Source organism: Afipia sp. GW822-FHT03D08 (assembly GCF_058801645.1).
The window spans coordinates 1,956,826-1,980,302 of record NZ_JBXANK010000001.1 but is presented as its reverse complement, the minus strand read 5'-3'; the positions used below and the strand labels follow the sequence as shown (position 1 = coordinate 1,980,302).

General features: G+C 62.1%; 21 protein-coding genes and 1 tRNA gene. 9 read left to right on the top strand and 13 right to left on the bottom strand.

Annotation, left to right across the window (positions count from 1 at the left end):
* Positions 1-37: 37 nt before the first annotated feature.
* Positions 38-835, top strand: a complete 798-nt coding sequence (locus tag AC1RM7_RS09770; protein WP_024920935.1) for an SDR family oxidoreductase — start codon at positions 38-40, stop codon at positions 833-835.
* Between the two features lie 104 nt (positions 836-939).
* Here the strand turns inward: AC1RM7_RS09770 and AC1RM7_RS09765 are convergent, their stop codons facing one another.
* From AC1RM7_RS09765 to AC1RM7_RS09740, 6 genes are all read right to left on the bottom strand, one after another.
* The gene (locus AC1RM7_RS09765) at positions 940-1,794 is read right to left on the bottom strand and encodes an HTD2 family dehydratase (RefSeq protein WP_024920934.1); all 855 of its coding nucleotides are present in this window, start codon (positions 1,792-1,794) and stop codon (positions 940-942) included.
* Entirely contained in the window at positions 1,791-2,915 is a 1,125-nt protein-coding gene (locus AC1RM7_RS09760) for a CaiB/BaiF CoA transferase family protein (protein WP_024920933.1), read from the bottom strand. The genes AC1RM7_RS09765 and AC1RM7_RS09760 overlap by 4 nt, the downstream gene beginning before the upstream one ends.
* 8 nt (positions 2,916-2,923) lie before the next feature.
* Positions 2,924-4,087 (bottom strand): acyl-CoA dehydrogenase family protein, encoded by a 1,164-nt coding sequence (locus AC1RM7_RS09755; protein ID WP_024920932.1) that lies wholly within the window; start codon positions 4,085-4,087, stop codon positions 2,924-2,926.
* Positions 4,084-4,521 (bottom strand): PaaI family thioesterase, encoded by a 438-nt coding sequence (locus AC1RM7_RS09750; protein WP_024920931.1) that lies wholly within the window; start codon positions 4,519-4,521, stop codon positions 4,084-4,086. The genes AC1RM7_RS09755 and AC1RM7_RS09750 overlap by 4 nt, the downstream gene beginning before the upstream one ends.
* Positions 4,522-4,538: 17 nt before the next feature.
* Complete coding sequence (locus AC1RM7_RS09745) at positions 4,539-5,804, bottom strand: cytochrome P450 (protein ID WP_006021903.1); 1,266 nt, start codon at positions 5,802-5,804, stop codon at positions 4,539-4,541.
* A 74-nt stretch (positions 5,805-5,878) separates the two neighbouring features.
* Positions 5,879-7,150: a cytochrome P450 gene (locus AC1RM7_RS09740; protein ID WP_024920930.1), complete on the bottom strand. Its 1,272-nt coding sequence runs from the start codon at positions 7,148-7,150 to the stop codon at positions 5,879-5,881.
* Positions 7,151-7,381: 231 nt separating this feature from the next.
* On the opposite strand from AC1RM7_RS09740, the gene AC1RM7_RS09735 reads away from it, so the two are divergent.
* Positions 7,382-8,863, top strand: a complete 1,482-nt coding sequence (locus AC1RM7_RS09735) for a methyl-accepting chemotaxis protein (protein WP_024920929.1) — start codon at positions 7,382-7,384, stop codon at positions 8,861-8,863.
* A gap of 213 nt (positions 8,864-9,076) precedes the next feature.
* The gene (locus AC1RM7_RS09730; protein ID WP_006021900.1) at positions 9,077-10,249 is read left to right on the top strand and encodes an isovaleryl-CoA dehydrogenase; all 1,173 of its coding nucleotides are present in this window, start codon (positions 9,077-9,079) and stop codon (positions 10,247-10,249) included.
* Between the two features lie 123 nt (positions 10,250-10,372).
* Here the strand turns inward: AC1RM7_RS09730 and AC1RM7_RS09725 are convergent, their stop codons facing one another.
* Positions 10,373-11,185 (bottom strand): DUF2927 domain-containing protein, encoded by an 813-nt coding sequence (locus tag AC1RM7_RS09725; protein ID WP_024920928.1) that lies wholly within the window; start codon positions 11,183-11,185, stop codon positions 10,373-10,375.
* Between the two features lie 143 nt (positions 11,186-11,328).
* The gene (locus tag AC1RM7_RS09720; protein WP_024920927.1) at positions 11,329-11,898 is read right to left on the bottom strand and encodes a L,D-transpeptidase; all 570 of its coding nucleotides are present in this window, start codon (positions 11,896-11,898) and stop codon (positions 11,329-11,331) included.
* Between the two features lie 300 nt (positions 11,899-12,198).
* Here AC1RM7_RS09720 and AC1RM7_RS09715 point away from each other — a divergent pair, with 300 nt between their 5' ends.
* The 3 genes from AC1RM7_RS09715 to AC1RM7_RS09705 all read left to right on the top strand — a co-directional run bounded on the left by AC1RM7_RS09715 (position 12,199) and on the right by AC1RM7_RS09705 (position 14,353).
* Positions 12,199-13,743 (top strand): acetolactate synthase large subunit, encoded by a 1,545-nt coding sequence (locus AC1RM7_RS09715; protein WP_024920926.1) that lies wholly within the window; start codon positions 12,199-12,201, stop codon positions 13,741-13,743.
* A gap of 76 nt (positions 13,744-13,819) precedes the next feature.
* Positions 13,820-14,038 (top strand): hypothetical protein, encoded by a 219-nt coding sequence (locus tag AC1RM7_RS09710; protein ID WP_006021896.1) that lies wholly within the window; start codon positions 13,820-13,822, stop codon positions 14,036-14,038.
* 153 nt (positions 14,039-14,191) lie between these two features.
* A complete protein-coding gene (locus AC1RM7_RS09705) occupies positions 14,192-14,353 on the top strand; it encodes a Flp family type IVb pilin (RefSeq protein ID WP_006021895.1) in 162 nt (53 codons plus the stop codon).
* Between the two features lie 14 nt (positions 14,354-14,367).
* Here AC1RM7_RS09705 and AC1RM7_RS09700 read toward each other — a convergent pair whose 3' ends face one another.
* From AC1RM7_RS09700 to AC1RM7_RS09685, 4 genes are all read right to left on the bottom strand, one after another.
* Positions 14,368-16,062: a glycosyltransferase family protein gene (locus AC1RM7_RS09700; RefSeq protein ID WP_024920925.1), complete on the bottom strand. Its 1,695-nt coding sequence runs from the start codon at positions 16,060-16,062 to the stop codon at positions 14,368-14,370.
* 62 nt (positions 16,063-16,124) lie between these two features.
* Positions 16,125-16,199 (bottom strand) — tRNA-Val (locus AC1RM7_RS09695).
* Between the two features lie 121 nt (positions 16,200-16,320).
* Positions 16,321-17,622: a coiled-coil domain-containing protein gene (locus tag AC1RM7_RS09690; protein WP_024920924.1), complete on the bottom strand. Its 1,302-nt coding sequence runs from the start codon at positions 17,620-17,622 to the stop codon at positions 16,321-16,323.
* Positions 17,623-17,768: 146 nt separating this feature from the next.
* Positions 17,769-18,338 (bottom strand): DUF1134 domain-containing protein, encoded by a 570-nt coding sequence (locus tag AC1RM7_RS09685; RefSeq protein ID WP_006021892.1) that lies wholly within the window; start codon positions 18,336-18,338, stop codon positions 17,769-17,771.
* Between the two features lie 122 nt (positions 18,339-18,460).
* On the opposite strand from AC1RM7_RS09685, the gene AC1RM7_RS09680 reads away from it, so the two are divergent.
* A complete protein-coding gene (locus AC1RM7_RS09680; RefSeq protein ID WP_024920923.1) occupies positions 18,461-18,958 on the top strand; it encodes a YHS domain-containing (seleno)protein in 498 nt (165 codons plus the stop codon).
* On the opposite strand, the gene cysQ is transcribed toward AC1RM7_RS09680, so the two are convergent.
* Entirely contained in the window at positions 18,952-19,779 is an 828-nt protein-coding gene (cysQ, locus tag AC1RM7_RS09675; protein ID WP_006021890.1) for a 3'(2'),5'-bisphosphate nucleotidase CysQ, read from the bottom strand. The two genes, AC1RM7_RS09680 and cysQ, sit on opposite strands and share 7 nt — an antisense overlap.
* 154 nt (positions 19,780-19,933) lie before the next feature.
* Here cysQ and chpT point away from each other — a divergent pair, with 154 nt between their 5' ends.
* Together chpT and AC1RM7_RS09665 are read left to right on the top strand one after the other, a co-directional pair.
* Positions 19,934-20,581 (top strand): histidine phosphotransferase ChpT, encoded by a 648-nt coding sequence (gene chpT / locus AC1RM7_RS09670; protein WP_024920922.1) that lies wholly within the window; start codon positions 19,934-19,936, stop codon positions 20,579-20,581.
* A gap of 194 nt (positions 20,582-20,775) precedes the next feature.
* Positions 20,776-23,469 carry a hybrid sensor histidine kinase/response regulator gene (locus AC1RM7_RS09665; RefSeq protein WP_024920921.1) on the top strand — a complete coding sequence of 898 codons (2,694 nt, stop codon included), beginning with the start codon at positions 20,776-20,778 and terminating at the stop codon, positions 23,467-23,469.
* Positions 23,470-23,477: the final 8 nt, after the last annotated feature.

Sequence of the window (23,477 nt, the reverse complement as noted above, 5' to 3'; positions counted from 1 at the left end):
AATTGATCTCTCCACCTTTCCCTTCTAAAACATCCGTATGAAAGTTGCAGGAAAAGTCGTCGTCGTCACCGGCGGCGCGAATGGCATCGGCCAGGCGCTTGCTGAAACCTTCCATCGCGAGGGCGCGGCCAGGGTCGTTGTCGCCGATCTCGACGGCGCGCGCGCCAAGACCGTCGCGGACGCCATCGGCGGCGCATCGTTCGCCTGCGACGTCGGCAAGGAGAGCGACATTCTCCACGTCATCGATGAAACCGAAAGGCAGTTCGGGCCGATCGAGCTGTTCTGCTCGAATGCCGGTATCATCGGCGAGTTCGATCCGCTGTCGGAGAATGCCGGTGGATCGTCGGATGCGCCATGGGTGAAGAGCTGGGCCGTCAATGTGATGGCGCACGTCTATGCGGCGCGCCATCTGATCCCGCGCATGAAGGCGCGCGGCGGCGGATATTTCCTCAATACGATTTCAGCGGCCGGATTGCTGTCACAGGTCGGCAGCCCCGCCTATTCGACCACCAAACACGCCGCCGTAGGTTTTGCGGAAAATCTCGCGATTTCGCACAAGGCGCACAACATCCGCGTCTCGATCCTCTGCCCGCAGGGAGTCGAGACCAACATGATCAGGGGGATGCCGAAGGGGCCGCAGTCCAACGACGGCAATCTCACGCCGGAAGAGGTCGCGCAATGCGCGCTGGAGGGCATCGACCGCGAGACGTTCCTGATCCTGCCGCATCCGCAGGTGCTCGACTACATGCGCAGGAAGACCGACAACTACGATCGCTGGATCGGCGGCATGGCCAAGATTCAGGCCGGCATGCGCGAGATGTTCGGGAAGAAGTAGGACGTCAGTTTGACTCGTCATTGCGAGGAGCAAAGCGACGAAGCAATCCAGCTTTTTATTTCAAGAATGGATTGCTTCGCTTCGCTCGCAATGACGCGTTTTCTTCACCAGCTCGCGGTGCCCTTCATGGTCGGCGCGCCTGCGGCGTTCGCCGTCCAGACTTCCAGGCCGCCGTCCTTCTCGTTGCCGTTGACGCTGAATTCCGCGCCATCGAACAGCGGGTTCACGCCGCGATAGACAAACTTCGCGGGCGCCTTGCCGCCGCGCTGGCGTGCGGCGAATTCGATCAGCAACGAGGCCTGCAAGGGGCCGTGCACGATCAGGCCGGGATAGAACTCGACCTTGGTGACATAGTCGCGGTCGTAATGAATGCGATGACCATTGAAGGTCAGCGCCGAATAACGAAACAGCAAAACCGGATCGGCCATGTGGGTTTCGCGTATTTTTCCCGCCGGAGCAGGTGCGGGCGATGCGGCGGGCTTCGCGTCGCTTGCCGTCGGCATATCGCGATAGACGATGTCATGGCGCTCGCGGATGGCGAGGCCGCGCGGCGTCGTGATGGTGTGCTCTACGGAGACGAAACACAGCGCCCCGGTGCTGCCGGTCTTCATCGTGACATCCGAGATGCGCGACGAGCGGGTTACCGTGTCACCGACGCGCAAGGGATCGATGAATTCGATCTGGCCGCCGGCCCACATCCGGCGCGGCAGCGGCACCGGCGGCAGAAATCCGCCCCGGGCCGGATGTCCGTCTGTGCCGATCTCGCTCATCGGCACGACCGGCTGCGCGAGGCACCAGTGCGTGGTGAGCGGCGCGGCATCGCCTTCAGCCGGATTGCCGATGTCGAGGAACAGCGTGGCGCGCAGGCCCTTCACCAGTTGCGTCGTGATGACGTCGGACGCGACCTGGGTGCGGCCGATCCACTGGCGCAGGTGATCGATATCGGGCTTTGCGGTCATGATGTCTTGCTCGTTTTCAATGCAGCTTCGACGCTGTGCGTGCCGATCGACGGGATAGGCCCATAGGTCCGTGTCTCGCCAACAATGATGGCCGCCGGTGCGGGATAACTCACCACCCCGTTCGGTGAATCGACATCGATGCGGCGCAGATGCGGATGCGATGACAGACCTTCCATCGTGTTCACTTCGGCGAAAGCGATGTCGGCATCGGCGAGCCGTTTCATGAGCTCATCGCGCGTCAGTTTGGCGAATGCAGCGGCAACCGTGTCGTCGGTCAGTTTGCGGTTTCTGACCCGCTCCACCATGCTGCCGAAGCGCGGATCGTTTGGAAGATCCGGCATGCCGATCACCTTGGCGCAGAAAACCTTCCATTCACGCTCGCTCTGGATCGAGATCAGGATTTCGTTGTCATCCTTCGAGCGAAATACGCCGTAGGGCGCGACCGACGGGTGCGCCAGACCCATGCGCTTCGGTGGGTTGCCGTTCTCGGCATTCAGCAGCGGCACCGTGAGCCAGTCGGCCATCACGTCGAACATCGAGATGCGGATGTCACGGCCCTTGCCGGTTCGTCCGCGTGCGATCAGCGCCTCGAGGATGGCAGCATGGGCTGCAGCGCCCGTTGCGACGTCGACAATCGACACGCCGACCCGCGAAGGCGCTTCGGGTCCGCCGGTCACGGAGCACAATCCGGACTCCGCCTGAATCAGAAGATCGTAGGCCTTGCGGCTGGCATAGGGGCCGTCGTCGCCGTAACCGCTGATGGTGCAGGAGATCAGCGTGGGATAGTCTTTGAGCAAACGTTCGCGGGAAAATCCGAGTTTGTCCATCGAACCAGGCTTGAGATTCTGCACCAGCACGTCGGCGCTGGCGATCAGTTTCTCGAGAGATCGGCGTCCGTCATCAGTCGCCAGATCGATGACGACGGACTTCTTGCCGCGATTGAGCCAGACGAAATAGCTGCTCTGGCCTTTCGCTGCCGCATCATAGTCGCGGGCGAAGTCGCCTTCGGGCCGCTCGATCTTGATGACGTTTGCCCCGGCGTCTGCCAGACGCGAGGTACAGAACGGGGCTGCGACGGCCTGCTCGACGGCGACGACGGTTAATCCTTCAAGCGGCAGCATGGTCTCTCTCAATAGGAGCGCGGCATGCCGAGCACATGCTCGGACAGATGCGACAGGATCAGGTTGGTCGAGATCGGGGCGACCGAGTAGAGCCGCGTCTCGCGGAACTTGCGCTCGATGTCATATTCTTCGGCAAAGCCGAAGCCGCCGTGGGTCTGGATACAGGCGTTCGCGGCTTCGAAGGAGGCATCGGCGGCGAGCATCTTGGCCATGTTGGCTTCCGCCCCGCAATCCTTGCCGGCCTCATAGAGCCGCGTGGCTTCCTTCACCATCAGTTCGGCGGCGCGCATGTTGGCGTAGGATTTGGCGATCGGAAACTGGATGCCTTGATTCTGGCCGATCGGCCGCCCGAACACCGTGCGCTCCTTGGCATAGGTGCTGGCCTTGTTGATGAACCACTTGGCGTCGCCGACGCACTCGGCCGCGATCAGGATGCGCTCCGCGTTCATGCCCGAGAGGATGTAGCGGAAGCCCCCGCCTTCTTCGCCGATCAGGTTTTCGGCGGGCACCTTCATGTTGTCGAAGAACACTTCCGTCGTCGCATGATTCATCATGGTGCGGATCGGCCGGATCGTCAGCCCGCCGGATTTCTTCGCTTCCTGCATGTCGACGATGAAGACGGACAGGCCGTCGGTGCGCTTCGCCGCCTGTTCCTTCGGCGTGGTACGGGCCAGCAGGATCATCAAGTCGGAATATTCGGCGCGGCTGGTCCAGATCTTCTGGCCGTTGACGACGTAGTGGTCGCCCTCACGCTTGGCAAAAGTCTTGAGCGACGATGTATCCGTGCCGCTGGTAGGTTCGGTCACGCCGAAGGCCTGAAGCCGCAACTCGCCGCTGGCGATGCGCGGCAGCCACTTGGATTTCTGTTCTTCGCTGCCGTGCCGGAGCAGCGTGCCCATGGTGTACATCTGGGCGTGGGTGGCGCCGCCATTGCAGCCGGCGCGCTGGATTTCCTCCAGGATGGCCGCCGCGGCGGACAGCTTCAATCCGGAGCCGCCGTATTCCTCGGGGATCAGCACCGAGAGATAGCCGGCATCGATCAGCGCCTGCACGAACTCTTTCGGGTACGTCATCCCGCGATCCAGCTTGCGCCAGTATTCGCCAGGGAATTGCGCGCAAAGCTTTGCAACGGATTCGCGGATATCGGAAAAATCTTGCTCGTGATGTGTCATGTGAATGGCTTTGGCAGATCGACAGCCCGCATTGTAGCCGTCGCGAACGCGCATCTGCGTTCTGATTTTGCATCCTTGGTGAAGATTTCGACCGTGGCAACGCTGATAGTCCCGCCGGCCTGAAGAACCTTCGCATGCGCGATCAGTTCGTCGCCGTCGGCGGGGCTGAGGAAGTTGACCTTGATCTCGACGGTGACGCCAATCTTGCCTTCCGGCAGCGCCGTTGTCGTTGCCGCGCCCGCCGCCTGGTCCGCGAGCGCTGTGATGACGCCGCCATGAAAATGACCGGCGAATTGCAGAAGTTCAGGTTTGCGCGGCAGGGCGATGGTCACACGGCCAGGCTCGGCGTGCACGATGTGCATTCCGGACGACTTTGGAAAGCCGGGCGCCGACATGACAGCGTCCAGCAGTTTCAGGGAATTGACTTTTGTCATGCTGAATAATGCACCAATCAGGCGTTGATGCGAACGGGCAGTTCCTCGTAGCCCTTCACGAAGCTCGAGTAGATCCGCTTGGGTTCGCCGACAACCTCGATGTTGTCGAACCGCTTGAGGATTTCTTCCCAGATGATCTTGAGCTGAAGGTCGGCCAGCCGCATGCCGACGCAGCGATGGATGCCGAAGCCGAACGACATATGCGTGCGCGGCCGGGCGCGGTCGATGATGAAGCTGTCGGGATTTTCGATCATCTCGCCGTCGCGGTTGCCGGAGACGTACCACATGACGACGCGGTCGCCCTTTCTGATCTTCTTGCCGCCGATCTCGGTGTCGACAAGCGCCGTGCGGCGCATATGCGCCAGCGGAGTCTGCCAGCGGATCACTTCGGGAACGAAGCTGTCGATCAGCGCATGGTTCTCGCGCAGCTTGTCGTACTGGTCGGGATTTTCGTTCAGCGCCAGCACCGAGCCGCTCATCGAGTTGCGGGTCGTGTCGTTGCCGCCGACGATCAGCAGGATCAGGTTACCGAGCAGTTCGTCGCGGTTCATGTGACGCATGGCATCGCTGTGCGCCATCATCGAAATGAGGTCGTTGCCCGGATTCTTGAGGCGCTCGTTCCACAGGCGGGTGAAGTAGTCGGCGCATTCGCCAAGCTCGCGCAGACGCTGCTCTTCGCTCTCGTAGATGCCGCTCTTCGGCAGCGCCGTGGAGAGGTCGGACCAGCGCGTCAGCATGCGGCGGTCTTCCCAGGGGAAGTCGAACAGCGTCGCCAGCATCTGCGTGGTGAGTTCGATGGAGACGCGATCGACCCAGTTGAACGTCTCGTTGCGCGGCAGGTTGTCCAGGATGGTTGCCGAGCGTTCGCGAATGAGAACGGCAAGGCGATCGAGATGCACCGGTGTGAACATCGGCTGCACGGTCTTGCGCTGCGGGCCGTGCTTTGGCTCGTCCATCGCGATGAAGCTCGGCCAGCTATAGTTTTCGCCGACGTCGCGCAGGCTGATGCCGCCGTATTTGACATCGGACGAGAAGATCGCGGCGTTGGTGTCGACATGCATGATGTCGTTGTACTTGGTGACCGACCAGTAATCGCCGACCGGGCAGGTCGTGCAGTAGTGCACCGGTTCTTCCTTGCGCAGCCGCTCGAAGTAGGGCCACAGCGTATCGCTGCGGAACAGTTCAGGCGCGCCGACGTGGAATTCCGACAGCGGCATCGAATAGGCCTTCTCGCGTGCTGCCTTCTGGCGCTCGTCGCGGGCCATGGTGATTGTTCCGTGCATCGTTCGCTTCCTTATGTCCCATACGTAATGAGCGTGTTTGACGCCCCGATTCTTATTGCCGGATGCCGGCTTTGCTATGATGCCAGCCGCACCGGAAGGGTCTCGTAGCCCTTGACGAAACTGGAATACACCCGATGCGGCGGCTCGACCACTTCGATGTTATCGAAGCGCTTGAGAATCTCCTCCCAGACGATCTTCAACTGCAATTCCGCCAGGCGAATTCCAACGCAGCGGTGAATACCGAAGCCGAACGACAGATGCTGGCGCGGCCGGGCGCGATCGATGATGAAGCTGTCGGGGTTCTCGATCACTTCGTCATCGCGGTTGCCCGAGACGTACCACATCACGACCTTATCGCCCTTTTTGATCTGCTTGCCGCGCAGTTCGGTATCCTGCAGCGCGGTGCGGCGCATATGGGCCAGCGGCGTTTGCCAGCGAATGACTTCCGGCACCATGCTGTCGACCAGCGCGTGGTTGCCGCGCAGCTTCTGGTATTCGGCCGGATTTTCGTTCAGCGCGTAGAGGCCGCCCGAGAGCGAGTTGCGGGTGGTGTCGTTGCCGCCGACGATCAGGAGAATGAGGTTTCCCAAAAATGTCTTGGGGTCCATGTCCCGCGTCGCTTCGGCATGCGCCATCATCGAGAGAAGATCGCTTTTCGGCGGAGCGTTGATCCGCTCGTTCCACAATCTCGAGAAATAGGCGGCGCATTCCTGCAACTCCGCCTGCCGCGCATCCTCCGATGCGATGATGTCGGTGTTGCCGGGAAGGGCGGTCGCGACGTCGGACCATCGCGTGAGCTTACGGCGATCCTCCCATGGAAAATCGAACAGGGTTGCGAGCATCTGGGTCGTCAGTTCGATCGAGACCCGGTCGACCCAGTCGAAGGTCGCGTTGCGGGGCAGTGCGTCCAGGCATTGGGCCGCGCGCTGACGGATGGTTCCGGCCAGTTCGTCGAGATGGGTCGGCGTGAACATCGGAGCGACCGTCTTGCGCTGGGCGCTGTGCTTCGGTTGATCCATCGCGATGAACATCGGCCGGCGAAACTCGGGCGCTGCATCGCGGATCGTGATCCCGCCGAGGCTCGCCTCCGACGAATAAATCTGGTGGTTGGTCTCGACATGCATGATGTCGTTGTACTTCATCACCGACCAGTACGCGCCGAACTGGCTGTCCTTGCAGTAGTGAACCGGGTCTTCCTTGCGCAGCCGTTCGAAGTACGGCCAGAACGTATCGTTGCGGAAAAGGTCGGGGTCCCCCGGATTGAATTGCTCGATCGGCGTGGAATAGGCCTTCTCGCGCGCCGCGTTCAGTTCCGAATGCCGCGCAGGATCGAGCGTTCCGTGCATCGGGTGTCTCCCTTTGACGTGCTTCCGTGGGTTGGTCCCGGAGGCTTGCTTAGGAGAATTACATCGCGTCGCTACCGCCGCAGCAAGCCGGAGTTTTGTCGCTCCAAAGCGTCAGGCGGTAGGACAATGCGGATTCCATCAGAGGGAACCATTACAAACATGTTCGCGTAAAAGTTGCTTAACCAGTTAACCCTAGCCTTGCTGCGTCGATCTGACCCAGGGGCATGGAAAATGCAATTGTTCAAGTCTTCTCAGGAGCTTGCGGCAAAGCTCGATGCGCTTAGCAAATCTCAGGCGATCATCGAGTTTAACCTCGATGGCACGATCGTGACCGCGAATCCGAATTTCCTAACTGCCATGGGTTACCGGCTGGACGAAATTCAGGGCAAACACCACAGCATGTTTGTCGACCCCGAACTGCGCGACCGGCCCGAATATCGCGAATTCTGGGACGCGCTGCGCCGCGGAGAGCACCAGTCGCGCGAGTTTCCCCGCATCGCCAAGGGCGGGCGCCAGATCTGGATCCAGGCGTCGTACAACCCGCTGATGGGCCGCGGCGGCAAGCCGTACAAGGTGGTGAAGTTCGCCACCGACATCACCGAACAGAAGCTGAAGAGCGCCGATTACGAAGGCCAGATCGCTGCCATTCACAAGTCGCAGGCCGTGATCGAGTTCAATCTCGACGGCACGATCATCACCGCCAATGAGAACTTCCTGAAGACGCTCGGCTACCGGCTGGACGAGATCCAGGGCAGGCATCACGGCATGTTCGTCGAGCCTCAGTATCGCGACAGCGCCGCCTATCGCGACTTCTGGGATGCGCTGCGCCGGGGTGACTATCAGGCTGCCGAATACAAGCGCGTCGGCAAGGGCGGCAGGACGGTCTGGATTCAGGCCTCCTACAATCCGATCCGGGGCGCGGATGGCAAGCTCGTCAAGGTGGTCAAGTTCGCCACCGACACCACGGCGCAGGTCGAGGATCGCATCCGCCGCAGCGAGGTGCAGAAATCCATCGACATCGACCTCGGGCAGATCACCGAGGCGGTCACCTCCACATCCGAGCGGGTGACGTCGGCGGTGAGCGCATCGACGCAGACATCGTCCAACATGCAGGCCGTTGCCTCGGGTGCGGAGGAGCTTGCAGCTTCGGTGAGTGAAATCAGCCGCCAGGCGTCGGATGCGCTATCCATCTCGCTGCAGGCGGTGCAACAGGCCAACGAGACCAGCGCCATCGTTTCGGGTCTCGCCATCGCGGCGCAAAAGATCGGCGATGTGGTCAAGCTCATCAACAACATTGCCGAACAGACCAACCTGCTGGCGCTGAACGCCACCATCGAGGCGGCGCGCGCGGGCGAGGCGGGCCGGGGCTTTGCTGTCGTGGCATCGGAAGTCAAAAGCCTCGCGACCCAGACTGCAAAGGCGACCGATGAAATCAGCGCTCAGATCGCCGAAGTGCAGGGGACCACGACCAGCGCGGTCAATGTCATCGAGGCGATCACGCAGACGATCTCCCGCATCAACGAGATTTCGGCGGCAATCGCGGCTTCGGTCGAGGAGCAGGCCTCGGTGACGCAGAGCATCTCGTCCAACATGCAGGTCGCGGCAAAGGGCGTGACCGACATCAACTCCAGCATGACCGATATCGCGCAGGCGACCCGCTCGGTCGATGAATCGACCCGCAAGGTGCGCGAGGCTTCGCGCGCGCTGGCGTAAGGCAGCGACGCCTGACCAAATTGCCCGCCGAAATGTCAGGCACAAGACATTTCGGCGTCCCGCTTTGTGGCCATCTGCCCGGCATCCAGGGGCAGATTTGCCGCAAGACGGGGCCGGCGCGTTCCGGCGCTTGCGGCCCTTCTCCCCGCAACCGGCCCGTGGCATGGTCCGCCAAACAAGGGGCTGGCAAAAGCTACCCGGGGAGAGAACCTGATGATTCCGAACGCACACAGCATGTTCAATTTCGATCTCGGCGAGACCGCGGATGCGATCCGCGAAACCGTGCGCGATTTCTCGGCGAACGAGATCGCGCCCCGTGCCGAAGAGATCGACAAGACCAACCAGTTCCCGCGCGACCTCTGGCCCAAGATGGGCGCGCTGGGTCTGCTTGGCATGACTGTTGAGGAAGATTTCGGCGGCTCCGGGCTCGGCTACCTCGAACATTGTATTGCGATGGAGGAAATCTCCCGCGCCTCGGCGTCTGTAGGGCTGTCATATGGCGCGCACTCCAACCTGTGCGTCAACCAGATCCGCCGCAACGGCAATGAAGCCCAGAAGCGAAAGTATCTCCCGAAGCTGATCTCGGGCGAACACGTCGGCGCGCTGGCGATGTCCGAGCCGGGCGCAGGGTCCGACGTCGTGTCGATGAAGACGCGCGCCGACAAGAAGGGCGATCGCTACGTCCTCAACGGCAACAAGATGTGGATCACCAACGGTCCTGTTGCCGAGACGCTGGTGGTCTACGCCAAGACCGATCCGGCGGCCGGCCCGCGCGGCATGACCGCGTTCCTGATCGAGAAGGGCATGAAGGGATTTTCGACCGCACAGAAGCTCGACAAGTTTGGCATGCGCGGCTCCGACACCTGCGAACTGGTATTCGAGGATTGCGAAGTCCCGGAAGAGAACGTGCTCGGCAATGTCGGACGCGGCGTCAACGTGCTGATGTCCGGTCTCGACTATGAGCGCGCCGTGCTGGCGGCAGGACCGCTCGGCATCATGCAGGCCTGCCTCGATGTGGTGATGCCCTACATCCACGAACGCAAGCAGTTCGGCGAGCCGATCGGCACCTTCCAGCTCGTGCAGGGCAAGGTCGCCGACATGTATGTGACGATGAATGCGTCCCGCGCCTATGTCTATGCGGTCGCGAAGGCCTGCGATCGCGGCGAGACCACGCGCGAGGACGCCGCGGGCGCGATCCTGTACGCGGCGGAGCGTGCGACCCAGTGCGCGCTGGACGCGATCCAGTTGCTCGGCGGCAACGGCTATATCAACGACTACCCGACCGGGCGGCTCTTGCGCGACGCCAAGCTCTATGAGATCGGCGCCGGCACCAGCGAAATCCGACGTATGCTGATCGGCCGCGAACTGTTCGACAAGACGGCTTAGGCGACCTCGACGTCATTGCGAGCGAAGCGAAGCAATCCATTATAAAAAGAAGAAGCTAGATTGCTTCGTCGCAAGAGCTCCTCGCAATGACGAAGCGCAAAGCCGCGCTCGGGCGATGCAAGGCTACCGCGGCAGGTTGTTGACCTTCGCGACCCAAGCCCGCACGTCCGGCAGAAGGGCCGGCAGCACCTCACGGACCTCGTCGACGGTCATGCCGGCCTTGATGCGCGGGTCATAAAGAATGTTCATGATGTACTGGTCGTAGATGTCGAAGAAGCCCATCGAGACGTCGTCGTTGAACATCGTCCATGGCACCGAATCGGTGTCGTTGATCGGCCCGAGGGATTGCAGCAGTTCCTCATAGGCGCAGTCGAGGAACACGAAGTCGCTGTTGTCGACCGTCAGGATGACGTCCGAATGCTGGATCTCATAGTTGTCGTTCTTGCGAAATCCGGAAAGGCATTGCGGGTCCAGCGTGTCGTGAATTTCCTTGGCCTTCTCTGCGCCGTAGAATGACGTGATGGTTTTCTGAAGGTCGCGGTCGCGGACCAGCGTGATGATGGTGTTGGCGTCGTCGCGTCTGGGTGTGATCGCGATGTCGAGATGCTGCACGCGCCTTGCGATATCGCCGACAACCTTTCCGATCTGCTTCTGCCGGTCGGCGCGGGTGGAGCCGTTGATAAAGACGCGCACCGGCATGTGATATTTGCGGATACGATCAACGCGTCCGGCGAGATGATACTCCGCGCCGAACGCCGTCTTCATGAAGCCGTCAATGATCTGGCTGTCTGTGAAAGCTTTCTTTTCATTGCGCTGGCGTGCGCTGATATTGGGTCCTTCGGCGAGGGTCGGCGACCACAATGTCGTGCTGAGCGTCAGGCTGCCCAGAAGGACGATCCCCGGTATCAGCCGTCTTATTGCCGATGACGTTTCCATGACAGACATGAGCTAGCCGTCATGCCGCCCGCATGCAAGAGCGCACAGGGCAGCCGGTGAGAAAACGAGAAGGCCGGCCACGAGGGCCGGCCTTTGCAGAGTTTTGCGGCAGGGACCGAGCCGAGGCCGATCCTGTCCGAATCCTAGTTCTTGACGATGACCGTCGCGCCGACCCGCACCCGATCGTACAGGTCGATGACGTCGTCATTGACCATGCGGAAACAGCCCGAGGAAACAGCCTGACCGATCGTCTCCGGCTCGTTGGAGCCGTGAATGCGATAAAGCGTCGAGCCGAGGTACATCGCGCGCGCACCGAGCGGATTGTCGGGACCGCCGACCATGTGGCGCGGCAGGTCCGGGCGGCGGCGCAGCATCTGCGCCGGCGGCGTCCAGCTCGGCCATTCCTTCTTCGCGGTGATGCGATGGACACCGCCCCAGCGGAAGCCGTCGCGGCCGACGCCGATGCCGTAACGCAGGGCCCGGCCGCCTTCCTGAACCAGATACAGGCGGCGTTCCTTGGTATCGATGATGATCGTGCCCGGTGCATAGTTGCCCAGGAAACCGACCGTGGTGCGCGGTATCGGGCCGGTGCCGCTGCGGTTCGTGAAGCTGAAAAGATCGGCCAGCGGATTGTACTCGGCGTCCGCCATCACGAGGCTGGTGCCGCCGAGCAATGTCGCTGCGGTAAGAATTACGGTCAAAAGGCGCGTCATTAGAATCCTCATAAGAGATCGTCAGACCGGGGCGGAAATGTTGGCGAACCGGGAACAGGTGCCATGAACTCTGCGAGAAAGGCCACAATTTGCCTGTCTTCGCAACCCACGGACGCGTGAAAGGCTTCGGGGCAGCCCATTATCCGCCGGGGGCGTGACTTCTGCGAGACATGCCCCGCCTGCACGGTCGCGCTGCCGTTCCAATCTACCGCAGGCTTTGACGAACTGTCATAAGGATGGTTCATCTAACGGCGCCACAACAAGGCGTCACAACAAAAAGCTTTGAGCGGGAGTGGAATGATGAACGGCGCGGAAAGTCTGGTGCGAACATTGGTCGCGGGCGATGTGAATGTCTGCTTCACCAATCCGGGAACATCGGAGATGCATTTTGTCGCCGCGCTGGATCGTGTCGAGGGGATGCGATGCGTGCTCGGATTGTTCGAAGGCATCGTCACCGGCGCCGCTGACGGGTATTACCGCATGGCCGGGAAGCCCGCATCGACACTGCTGCATCTGGGGCCCGGTCTCGCCAACGGCCTCGCCAATCTGCACAACGCCAAGAAGGCGCATTCCGGCATCGTCAACATCGTCGGACAGCATGCGACCTATCACATCGAATACAACGCGCCGCTGACCTCGGACATCGAAGGTCTCGCGCGGCCGATGTCGGCGTGGGTCCGCACCTCGCCGGATTCGAAGTCCATCGCGCGCGACGGCGCCGCCGCCATTGCCGCGGCGAGAAGCCATCCCGGACAGATCGCGACACTCATCCTTCCGGCCGACACCGCCTGGAACGAAGCCGACGGCATCGCGCAGGTGCCGGAGGATTCGCAGCGCGCCAGTTACTCGCCGCAGGCGGTCGACGAGGCGGCCCGCGTTCTGCGCAGCGGCGAGCAGACGCTGCTGCTGCTGACCGGCAAGGCCCTCACGGAAGAAGGACTGGCCCTCGCCGCGCGCATCGCCGGCAAGACCGGTTGCAAGGTCATGGGCCAGACCTACAATCCGCGCATGGCGCGCGGCCGCGGCCGCTTCTCCATTGACCGCATTCCCTATGTGATCGAGCAGGCGCTGCCGATCCTGAAGGATTTCCGCCACATCGTTCTGGTCGAGACCAACGACCCGGTGGCGTTCTTCGCCTATCCGAACAAGCCGAGCCTGCTGAAGCCCGAAGGCTGTGAGGTTCATCGCATGTGCGAGTCCGGCGAGAATTCGGTGGCGGCATTGCACGCGCTGGCCGATGCACTCGGCGCCAAGGCGAGCGACGCGAAACCGCAGCAGCTTGTCGAACTCGCGAAACCGACCGGCGCGCTGACGCACGCATCCATCGCGCAGGCGATCGCGCTGGCCATTCCCGAGAATGCCATCGTGGTCGATGAATCGATCACCACCGGCCGCGGCTTTTTTCCGCCGACGGCGGCAGCGGCGCCGCATGACTGGCTTCAGAACATGGGCGGTTCGATCGGCTTCTCGACCCCGGTCGCGACCGGCGCCGCGGTTGCCTGCCCGGACCGCAAGGTGATCTGCATGGTCGGTGACGGCAGCGCGATGTACACGCTTCAGTCGTTGTGGACACAGGCGCGCGAAGGACTCGATGTCACCACCATCGTCTTCGCCAACCGCACCTATCAGATCCTGAAGGGCGAGTTTGCAGGCGTCGATGCCGGCGAGCCGGGACGCAAGGCGCTCGACATGCTGAATATCGACAATCCCACCCTCGACTGGGTGTCGCTGGCGAAAGGTATGGGCGTGTCCGCTCAGTCGGTCACCACCGCCGAGGACTTTTCAAAGTCGCTGACCAACGCGGTGCGTGAAAAGGGGCCGCGGCTGATCGAAGTGGTGATGTAACCGACAATAATGGAAGGAACCTCGCGCGAGGCTTCTGCGTTGAATACGTAGAAGCATTCTCGCGGGGGTTCCTGAGATGAACGTCTTTCAGGGCTCGTCCTTCAGCCCCGACACCATTGCAGCGATGACGCAGGCCTTTGAGGAGGCGGTCGAGACCCTGCCGTTTCCGGTTGGGTCGGCGCGGGTTCAGGCGCTGGCGAAAAATATTGTCGAGCTTGCGTCGCAAGGCGAGCGTGATCCGGAACGCATGAAGCTTCTGGCGCTGCTGGCTCTGAAATCGGTCCGGCACGATTGACGACGCAAACCGTTTGCCGATTTGCTTTCGGCGGTATCATGTAAAGGTTGAGTTAAGTCTTCGGCAGCTTCTTGCCGCTAGATTAGCCGTGGCTTCATCTAATGCTCTTATCGCGAAGCCGTCATGTGCAAGAAATGCAGTGAGGCTGATCCGATGAAGAAGGCGATTGATTTTATCCGCGACGAGAGAGCTGCGACGTCGATCGAGTATGCGCTGATCGCGACGGGCATCGCGGTCGCGATTGTCGCCGCGGTCAATGGCCTCGGCACCACGCTCGGCGGCAAATACGCCACGGTCAAGGCCGCGTTCGATTGATCTGACGCGACGTACTACGTGGCTGCGGTTAAGGACAATCGCGACAATCCCAATCCAAGAGTTCGCGGATCGGCCGACATCCCCTCGGATAGCGGTGATCGCGGCGCGTCGATCTCGAACGAAATTGTCACGGCGTCTCCGGACGCTTCGTCTGTCTGGGGCGGAAGCGACGCCGTCAGCCACCGGGGCTGATTCAATCTTCCAGCTTCGAAAACCCACTCTGCGATCTGCTCATCCCGGGCAAACACGCGAACGCGAACGGGTTCACGTTGTTTTCCCAGAAACGCATGGGCAAGCGCATTCAGGACAAGCCGATCGCCGGCTTTTGCCTGAACCGGCAACGCGAGTTCAGCGCTGCGCTCCACAGTCCAGACGCCCCACGTCTCGGTGGGTCCCCAGCCATTCCGCATGAAGCAGCGCGAGTCGAGCGAGCTGCCGAAATCGATCTCGCCGCCGATCTGATAGTCCGGCTCGATATCCGGCGTGGTTTTGGCGAGCGCGATCATACTTTCGATGAACCGGCGGCAACCTGTCTCGACGCCAAGGCGTGGAGCAATCGCACGCGCGGCGGCGGCGAGATCCGGATTGCGCACCGCGCTCAGAAGCGCGTCCGCGACTGTTCGCACCGCAGAGTCGTTGAACATCACCCCAACGCCGTAGCCCTCCGCGATCTTCTCGGCCATCCATGTGTCCTGCGGCACAACGACGGGTTTGCCGAGACTTGCGGCTTCGGTGAACGTGCCTGACGTTAATGCTCTGTACGGCTGCGCGTCATAGGCCAGCCATACCAGAGAAGCGCGGGTCAGATTGGTGAAGTAATCTTCGATGCCTTGTTCGTGGGAAATAATCTCGACGGATGAGGCTGCCTTCCGCTTCAGCCTTGCGATGGAGTTCGCGAACCTGGCAGGGATCTTGATGAGAAACCTGACCCTCGGCTCGGCGCGGGTCACGCGCTGAACAATCTCGCTCAGATTTTCGGCAAGCGTGCCCGACCTGTTGTTCAGATGCACGTAGATGGCCGGAGTCGTTGGCGTTGCGTCCGGCAAATCGGTGAAGGTCCGGCCGAAATGGTGTTGCATCATGAATGGCCGCCGGCGACACACGCGCGAGACGGTGCGCGCCTTTGCTTTTGAATTGACCAGAAAGAACACGCGCTCTTGTCCGGGGCGCGTGCGGAGATCGGAACATGCGAGCCGGTAAAGGGCGGCTCTGGCTCTGTAGCGTCCGGTGTCGAGATCGGTCAGTTCGTCGCCGATGATGCGGAAGAACACGCTCGGGCGCAGCGTTGGCGGACGCCGGGCGAGCCACGAGCCTATGCCCCGAATGAGGATCGGATGCCCACGCGGAAAATAGATCAGGTCTTGCGCGGCAAGTTCTTCGAACCGGGCCCACAGCGGTTCCAGAATATGTTCCGCATCGCTGTAGGCAACAAGTTCGGTGACGTAGTTGTCGTCAGTGACGTCCAACGCGGGCAGAGGGCTGAGAACGGCCTGGGCGGACAGAGATGCCGCAACATCCGCATCGGCGGAACGGAGCGCGAGAATTGCGACAGACATCTCCAGCGCGCTTCCCTCGGTCTTGAAGGACACGAGTTCGTTCAGCCAGTGGCTGGATTGGTCGAGCGGTTCGAAGCTGGCAATGATCAGTTTGGGATGAGACACAGCCGCGCGAGCGGGGCCGTCCTGCAGCGAAGTGTCGAGTGCCGTCATTGCCACTCTCCAGCCGCTGCCGCGGCGCAATTTAAAATGTTTCCTGAAATGTCTTTTGGAAATGGTGGGCGCACAAGGGATCGAACCTTGGACCTCTCCCGTGTGAAGGGAACGCTCTCCCGCTGAGCTATGCGCCCGGAACCACCGGATATCTTTCGGAGCGGGGATTTACGGAAGCAGGGGCAGGGGTGTCAAGCGCGGCCGGCCCGTGTGCTTCAGAATTCGGCTGAAATCCCGCCGTAGATGCTGAATGTCAATCTATCCCGGCTGACGCGCCCGTGAGGCATGTGCCTGCAAGGCCCGAATCCGTTCCGCCAGCGTGCCGCGCGCCTCGGTGGCGGGGCCAGGCGCTGCAGCGCCATTTGGGGCAGCGCCGTTCGCCGTGGTCGCCTTGACGATGGTGCTGATCGCGGGCTTTTGCTCCTCGGACGCTAGGATCGCCTCGATCGGCGAGTCGGGGCCCTCCAGCGTCACCGCAAGCTTGGCGACTTCGGCTGCGATGTCGTTGATGCGTTCGCGCAGCAGGGCGTTTTCCATGCGCTCGGTGGACCACGAGCTTTCCGCCTGCTGCTGAATGAGATTGATGTCGCGCTGTAACTTGGCGCGCTCATCCCGGGCGACGGTGAGCTGTTCTTCGAGCGAAGCCTTTTCCGCGCGGAGCTTCTCCAGCGCCGCGGAATTGCCGGTGCCGGACGCCATGTCTTCGCGCAGCTTCTGCTCGGTCTGTTTCGCAGCCTCGGCCTGCTGGCGCAACAGGGTGTTCTCGTATTCGCGCTCGGCGAGAATCTTGCCCTGCAAGGCGAGGCGGTTCTCGAGATCCGTGACGCGCGCCGACAGCATTTCGGTTTCTTTGGTCTGCACCACGAGCTGGCGATCGAGGTCGGTGACCTTTCCGCTCAGATCCTCGACCTTTCCGCGCGCGTCGCTGAGTTCGCGGGTCGCGATCTCGGCTTCGTTGCGATGGTCGGTCAGGCGCTGCCGGCTGCTGGACACTTCCTTCTCGGCGTCATTGACGCGGCTTTGCAGCGCTTCGATCTGGCTGCGGACCGCGAGCAGTTCGACCTGACGGCTTTCCGCCGTCATTGAGCGCTGGGAAAGTTCGCTGTTGAGCTTGCCGAGTTCACCCTGCTTGTCGGACAGCTGCTGTTCGGCGGTGCGCAGCGACTGCGTCTTGGCGCTGAACTCTTCTTCGGTCGCACGCAACTGATCCTTCAGCGCCTTCTCGCGCGCTTCCAGCGCGAAGATTGCGGCGTTCTTCTCGCCGAGTTCGATCTTGAGGCGGTTGATCGCATCCGATTTCTTGCCGAGTTCGGCAAGCTGGCTCGATGTCTTGTTCTTGAGCTGCTCGACGCTCATTTCGAGCCGGCGGGCGGACATCGCGAACTCGGCCCGCAACTGGTCCTTGTCGGCCTGGATCTCGGCCATCGAGAGCGGGGTCGCGGCTTCGAGGCGCTTTGTCGTCAGCCGGACCGCACGGTTATGGACCAGCGGCACGATCATCAGACCGAACAGCATCGAGACCAGAAAACCGATCGCCAAATACATGATCGGTTCGACCATATGTGTGACCCCTGAGCTAGATTAAATCGTTTTTTACCATGCCACGGCGGGCGGGGAAAAAGCTAGCGGGACAGCGTGTTAACGTGAATCAGCCCGCCTCCCTGAAGGCAGGCGGGCGATGCCCCGGTCATCCTGTCAGGAAAGTGTCAGAAAGGGTTCCAGGTCGCGCGCGGCGTGAACTTCAGGTAGCCGATATTGGCGCCGAGCCGCAGGCCGACACCCGACCGGATCGGGACCAGCACGATGCCGTTCGCCGTCAGCGCCGTCATGCCGAAGCCGCCGATAATGTAGGCAGAGCCGTCGATGCCGGCGAAGCGCTGATAGATCGCGTCGGTCGCGGGCAGGTTGTAGACCAGCACCATCGTGCGCGCGCCGTCGCCGCCCCAGTCGAAGCCGACCGACGGTCCCTGCCAGTAGACCCGCAGGTCGCCGGCGTTCTTGGTGTAGAGCGTGCCTTCGCCGTAGCGCAGTCCCGCGACGAAAGCGCCGCTGCCTTCCTCGCCGAGAACATAACCGTTGGGCAGACCCCACTGGCTCACCGCGCGCTCGATCACGGACGCCAGTCCGCGCGACACGTTGCCGAAGAACCTGTGGCCCGCGCCGACCAGTTCGTCCGGCCCATAGGTATTAGAGGCGCGCTGCTGGGCCGAGGCTGGCACGGCCAGGGAAATCATCGCTGCAAACACCAGCGCCGCGAGGCGCGAAGCAAAGGTCATGAAAGAACCCCTTGGACCACCAGATGGCCGGATTTCATGTCCATCGCTTAACGCCTTGCTGAGAAGCAATGGCATAGGCTGCGGTCCCACGTCCCCGACTCGATTGTTTATCGGCATCAACTATGACGGCACGGCGGCAAGAAAATAAAGGGCAACGCCTTGGAATCGCCTGTCTTGCGGTCCTTGCCGGGCTGGCCGGGCCGTATACCAGCGCGTCCGCGGTCACCGAACGGGTGGTGGTGAACCGCCATAGCGGCCTTGCCATCGATGGCTTCGACCCTGTGGCCTATTTCACCGATGCCGAGGCGGCCAGGGGGCAGCCCGACATCGAGGCGTCCAAGGATGGCGCCGTCTGGCGTTTCCGGAACGAAGCCAACCGCGCCGTTTTCCTCAGCCATCCGGATATCTACGGACCCCGGTTCGGCGGCTATGACCCTGTCGACGTGGCGCGCGGCAAGACCGTCGTGGGGCAGGCGCGGTTGTGGCTGGTGTCCGGCGAGCGGCTGTATCTCTTCAGCCGCGAAGACAACCGCAACGCCTTTGCCGCCAATCCTGAGGAAGTGGTCAAACAGGCCAACGGCAAATGGCCGGCGCTTCTCGAGACGCTGTCGGCTTACTGATCGGCTGCGGCGGGGTCCCCCCACGCAATGAACTCGGGCACCAGAAAGTCCTCGCGCGCCTCTCCGAAGCACAGCGCCGCGCCCTTGCTGTCGGTGATCCGTCCGCCCGCCGCAGTCACCACCGCGTGCCCTGCGGCCACGTCCCATTCGGATGTCGGGGCCAGCCGGGGGTAGATGTCGGCGCCGCCTTCGGCGATCCGGCCGAACTTGACCGCGGAGCCGAGCGCCTGCCGGATCGCTCCGGGCCGGGCGGCGATGAATGCTTCGGTCCGTTTATCGCCGTGCGACCGGCTTACGGCCACGATCCAGGCCGTGCGCGGGCCGGGATGAGGGCGGGTGTGGATCGGCTGGGCCGAGCGCGCCTTGCCGTCCTTGGTCATCAAAAGGCGCTCGGCACCCCGGCCGACAATTCCCCGCCAGAGCAGTCCCAGGGCGGGGGCTGCGATGATGCCCAGCACCGGCGCGCCGTGGGTAATGAGCGCGACATTGACGGTAAACTCGTCACGTCCGGCCACGAACTCCTTGGTGCCGTCGAGCGGATCGACCAGGAAAAAGCTGTTCTTGTAGGGCCGGGCGGCCAGGTCGGTGCGCTCCTCGGACAGGGCCGGAATATCCGGCGCGAGTTTCGCCAGGCCGTCCGCGATGATGCGGTGGGCCGCCATGTCTGCCTCCGTAACGGGAGAACCGTCGGATTTTCCCTCGACCAGCATGGTGGCGCGGCTGACCGCGAGGATTGCCGCCCCGGCCTGCACGACGATGTCCGTCAACGGCTCCATCAGAGCCGCAGCGGCATCCCGGTCGATCGCAGGGGTTTCGGTCATGGATCGGTCTTCAATCCGCTGTGGTTCGTGTCGCGCCTCGGTGGCCGCAGGGCCAGCCGCAGTGTATCAAACCATAAAGCACGCTTGATTCGCCGCGTCAGCACCCTGCGGCCATCTTGATCGCAGGAAATCGCTGGAAAATCCGAGGAAATTCATGTCTGGCACGTCAACTCCCGGTCCCACACCCGATGCACTCGAACTCGCCGCGTTGATGTGTTCGCGCGTCTGCCACGATCTCATCAACCCGGTCGGCGCCATCGTCAACGGTCTTGAGGTGTTCGACAGCAGCAACAAGGAAGACGACAAGGAGTTCGCGCTCGATCTGATCCGCAAGAGCGCAAAATCCACCTCCGCGCGGTTGCAGTTCTGCCGTATCGCCTATGGCGCCGCAGGGTCTGCCGGCTCCCAGATCGATCTCGGCGAAGCGCAGAAGATGACGCGCAATCATCTCGAGGACGAGAAGACTAAGATAGTCTGGAACCTCCCGCACGTGCTGATGGCGAAGAACCGGGTCAAGCTGCTGCTCAACATGCTCGTCATCGCGCAGCAGGCGATCCCGCGTGGCGGCCAGTTGATCGTCGATCCGGTGGGCGAGGGCGACACGATGGGATTTCGCATTCGCGCCGCAGGCACCAATGCGCGCGAGCCGCAGAACGTCGCGGCGCAGTTGAACCTCGACAACGCCGGTTCGGTGTCCGCGCATGCGGTGCAGCCTTACTATACCGCCTTGCTGGCGCAGGCCTGCGAGCTGAAGGTGTCGCTGGCTGCTGAACCCGACGCCGTGGTGGTGACTGCGGCCTAGTGGTCCGATCCCATCTTCATAAACTCTTAATGAACGGCGGCACCCGGAGACATCCAACTCCGGGGCGGGCGCCTTAGCGTCTTGTTCAGCGCGTTCTTTTCCAAATGCTCAACCAATATTAAACGCTTTGCGTCGAAACTGACCGCATTCCGGGAGACGTGTGTTGCGTGCCCGTTTGCGCGAAGGCTTGATTCATGGACGATCTGTTGCGTGAGTTTCTTACCGAGACGAACGAAAGTCTCGACACTGTCGACAACCAGCTGGTTCGTTTCGAACAGGATCCAAACAACGCGAAGATTCTCGATAACATCTTCCGGCTCGTTCACACGATCAAAGGCACCTGCGGCTTTCTCGGATTGCCGCGGCTCGAAGCGCTCGCGCACGCAGCTGAGACGCTGATGGGAAAATTCCGCGACGGCATGCCGGTGACCGGCGAAGCCGTGACGCTGATCCTCAGCACCATCGACCGCATCAAGGACATTCTCGGCCAGCTTGAGGCAACCGAAGCGGAGCCGGAAGGCGCCGATGTCGATCTGATCGACGCGCTTCATCATATGGTCGAGCAGGGCATGGCCGCGATGGAAGCTGCGCCTGCCGCACCTGCGCCGGTTGCAGCCAAGCCGGTGACCGTCGGCATGATGGTCGATCAGACGCTGGAACGCGAACTGCGTCCCGGCGAAGTTTCGCTCGACGAGCTTGAGCGCGCTTTCCGCGAAACCGAAATCGAAGTCGCATCGCCGTCGATTGCGCCGGTTGCGCAGCCCGCTCCAAAGGCCGACGCGCCGAAAGCCGCGTCAAAGCCGAAGAAGCCGGTGATCGAGAACGATACCGCGGAAGGCGACAAGATCGCGAACCAGTCCATTCGCGTCAATGTCGACACCCTCGAACATCTGATGACCATGGTGTCGGAGCTGGTGCTGACGCGTAACCAGTTGCTCGAGATCAGCCGCCGCAACGAGGATTCCGAATTCAAGGTGCCGCTGCAGCGGCTCTCCAACGTTACCGCCGAGTTGCAGGAAGGCGTCATGAAGACGCGGATGCAGCCGATCGGCAATGCCTGGCAGAAGCTGCCGCGCATCGTGCGCGACCTGTCCAGCGAACTCGGCAAGCAGATCGAACTGGAGATGCACGGCGCCGACACCGAGCTCGATCGCCAGGTGCTCGACCTGATCAAGGACCCGCTGACGCACATGGTCCGCAACTCCGCCGATCATGGCCTTGAGACGACCGCCGACCGCGTCGCCGCCGGCAAGCCGGAGCAGGGCACGATCCGCGTTTCCGCCTATCATGAGGGCGGTCACATCATCATCTGCATCGCCGACAACGGGCGCGGCCTGAACACCGAGCGGATCAAGCAGAAGGCCGTACAGAACGGCCTCGTCACCGAAGCCGACGTCGAGAAGATGACCGAGGCGCAGATCCACAAGTTCATTTTCGCGCCGGGCTTCTCTACGGCTGCGGCGGTTACGAGCGTGTCGGGCCGCGGCGTCGGCATGGACGTGGTTCGCACCAACATCGACCAGATCGGCGGCACCATCGACGTCAAGTCCGTGCCGGGCGAGGGGTCGAGCTTCACCATCAAGATCCCGCTGACGCTGGCGATCGTGTCCGCGCTGATCGTGGAAGCCGCCGGCGATCGCTTCGCGATCCCGCAGTTGTCCGTGGTCGAACTGGTGCGCGCGCGCTCCAATTCCGATCATCGCATCGAGCGGATCAAGGACACGCCGGTTCTGCGGCTGCGCAACAAGCTGCTGCCGCTGATGCATCTGAAGAAGCTGCTCAAGATCGACGACGGCGCGTCGATCGATCCGGAGAACGGCTTCATCGTGGTCACCCAGGTCGGCAGCCAGACCTTCGGTATCGTGGTCGACGGCGTTTTCCACACCGAGGAAATCGTGGTCAAGCCGATGTCCACCAAGCTTCGCCACATCGGGATGTTCTCGGGCAACACAATTCTCGGCGACGGTGCCGTCATCATGATCATCGATCCGAACGGCATCGCGCAGTCGCTCGGTACGGCTGCCGCGACACAGAGCGAAATCGGTGACGAGAACGCTTCGACCCGCTCGAACTCCGATGCTCAATTGACCTCGCTGCTGGTGTTCCGCGCGGGATCGTCTCAGCCCAAGGCGGTGCCGCTGGCGCTGGTGACCCGGCTTGAAGAAATCGCGGTCGAGAAGATCGAGATGTCGAACGGCCGTCACATGGTCCAGTATCGCGAGCAGTTGATGCCATTGGTCGAGATCGAAGGCGTCTCGATCCGCGACAGCGGCGTGCAGCCGATCCTGGTGTTCGCCGATGACGGGCGCTCGATGGGTCTCGTGGTCGATGAAATCATCGATATCGTCGAGGAGCAGCTCAGCATCGAAGTGGCAAGCACACGCGATGGCGTGCTGGGCTCCGCGGTCGTTAAGGGCCAGGCGACTGAGGTGATCGACGTCGGTCACTTCCTGCCGATGGCGTTCGCCGACTGGTTCAGCCGCAAGGAAATGCGTCTGTCGGCAACCGCCCAGACCGTTCTCCTGGTCGACGACTCCGCGTTCTTCCGCAACATGCTCGCCCCCGTTCTGAAGGCGGCAGGGTATCGGGTCACGGTCGCGCAGAACGGACACGAAGGGCTTTCGGTGTTGCGCTCCGGCAATCAGTTCGACGTCGTTCTGACCGACATCGAGATGCCGGACATGAACGGCTTCGAGTTCGCCGAAGCGATCCGCGCCGACCGCCGCATGGAAGCGATGCCGATCATCGCGCTGTCGTCGGTGGTGTCACCGGCGGCGATCGAACGCGGCCGCCAGGCGGGCTTCCACGACTATGTCGCGAAATTCGACCGGCCGGGACTGATCGCCGCCCTGAAAGAACAAACCGCTGACGTCAAGCAGGCGGCGTAAGGAACATG

What these genes read in the sequence shown, in the direction of transcription:
- AC1RM7_RS09770 (WP_024920935.1), top strand. Translation starts at nt 38, where the DNA reads ATGAAAGTTGCAGGAAAAGTCGTCGTCGTCACCGGCGGCGCGAATGGC.
- AC1RM7_RS09765 (WP_024920934.1), bottom strand. Translation starts at nt 1,794, where the DNA reads ATGACCGCAAAGCCCGATATCGATCACCTGCGCCAGTGGATCGGCCGC.
- AC1RM7_RS09760 (WP_024920933.1), bottom strand. Translation starts at nt 2,915, where the DNA reads ATGCTGCCGCTTGAAGGATTAACCGTCGTCGCCGTCGAGCAGGCCGTC.
- AC1RM7_RS09755 (WP_024920932.1), bottom strand. Translation starts at nt 4,087, where the DNA reads ATGACACATCACGAGCAAGATTTTTCCGATATCCGCGAATCCGTTGCA.
- AC1RM7_RS09750 (WP_024920931.1), bottom strand. Translation starts at nt 4,521, where the DNA reads ATGACAAAAGTCAATTCCCTGAAACTGCTGGACGCTGTCATGTCGGCG.
- AC1RM7_RS09745 (WP_006021903.1), bottom strand. Translation starts at nt 5,804, where the DNA reads ATGCACGGAACAATCACCATGGCCCGCGACGAGCGCCAGAAGGCAGCA.
- AC1RM7_RS09740 (WP_024920930.1), bottom strand. Translation starts at nt 7,150, where the DNA reads ATGCACGGAACGCTCGATCCTGCGCGGCATTCGGAACTGAACGCGGCG.
- AC1RM7_RS09735 (WP_024920929.1), top strand. Translation starts at nt 7,382, where the DNA reads ATGCAATTGTTCAAGTCTTCTCAGGAGCTTGCGGCAAAGCTCGATGCG.
- AC1RM7_RS09730 (WP_006021900.1), top strand. Translation starts at nt 9,077, where the DNA reads ATGATTCCGAACGCACACAGCATGTTCAATTTCGATCTCGGCGAGACC.
- AC1RM7_RS09725 (WP_024920928.1), bottom strand. Translation starts at nt 11,185, where the DNA reads ATGGAAACGTCATCGGCAATAAGACGGCTGATACCGGGGATCGTCCTT.
- AC1RM7_RS09720 (WP_024920927.1), bottom strand. Translation starts at nt 11,898, where the DNA reads ATGACGCGCCTTTTGACCGTAATTCTTACCGCAGCGACATTGCTCGGC.
- AC1RM7_RS09715 (WP_024920926.1), top strand. Translation starts at nt 12,199, where the DNA reads ATGAACGGCGCGGAAAGTCTGGTGCGAACATTGGTCGCGGGCGATGTG.
- AC1RM7_RS09710 (WP_006021896.1), top strand. Translation starts at nt 13,820, where the DNA reads ATGAACGTCTTTCAGGGCTCGTCCTTCAGCCCCGACACCATTGCAGCG.
- AC1RM7_RS09705 (WP_006021895.1), top strand. Translation starts at nt 14,192, where the DNA reads ATGAAGAAGGCGATTGATTTTATCCGCGACGAGAGAGCTGCGACGTCG.
- AC1RM7_RS09700 (WP_024920925.1), bottom strand. Translation starts at nt 16,062, where the DNA reads ATGACGGCACTCGACACTTCGCTGCAGGACGGCCCCGCTCGCGCGGCT.
- AC1RM7_RS09690 (WP_024920924.1), bottom strand. Translation starts at nt 17,622, where the DNA reads ATGGTCGAACCGATCATGTATTTGGCGATCGGTTTTCTGGTCTCGATG.
- AC1RM7_RS09685 (WP_006021892.1), bottom strand. Translation starts at nt 18,338, where the DNA reads ATGACCTTTGCTTCGCGCCTCGCGGCGCTGGTGTTTGCAGCGATGATT.
- AC1RM7_RS09680 (WP_024920923.1), top strand. Translation starts at nt 18,461, where the DNA reads ATGACGGCACGGCGGCAAGAAAATAAAGGGCAACGCCTTGGAATCGCC.
- cysQ (WP_006021890.1), bottom strand. Translation starts at nt 19,779, where the DNA reads ATGACCGAAACCCCTGCGATCGACCGGGATGCCGCTGCGGCTCTGATG.
- chpT (WP_024920922.1), top strand. Translation starts at nt 19,934, where the DNA reads ATGTCTGGCACGTCAACTCCCGGTCCCACACCCGATGCACTCGAACTC.
- AC1RM7_RS09665 (WP_024920921.1), top strand. Translation starts at nt 20,776, where the DNA reads ATGGACGATCTGTTGCGTGAGTTTCTTACCGAGACGAACGAAAGTCTC.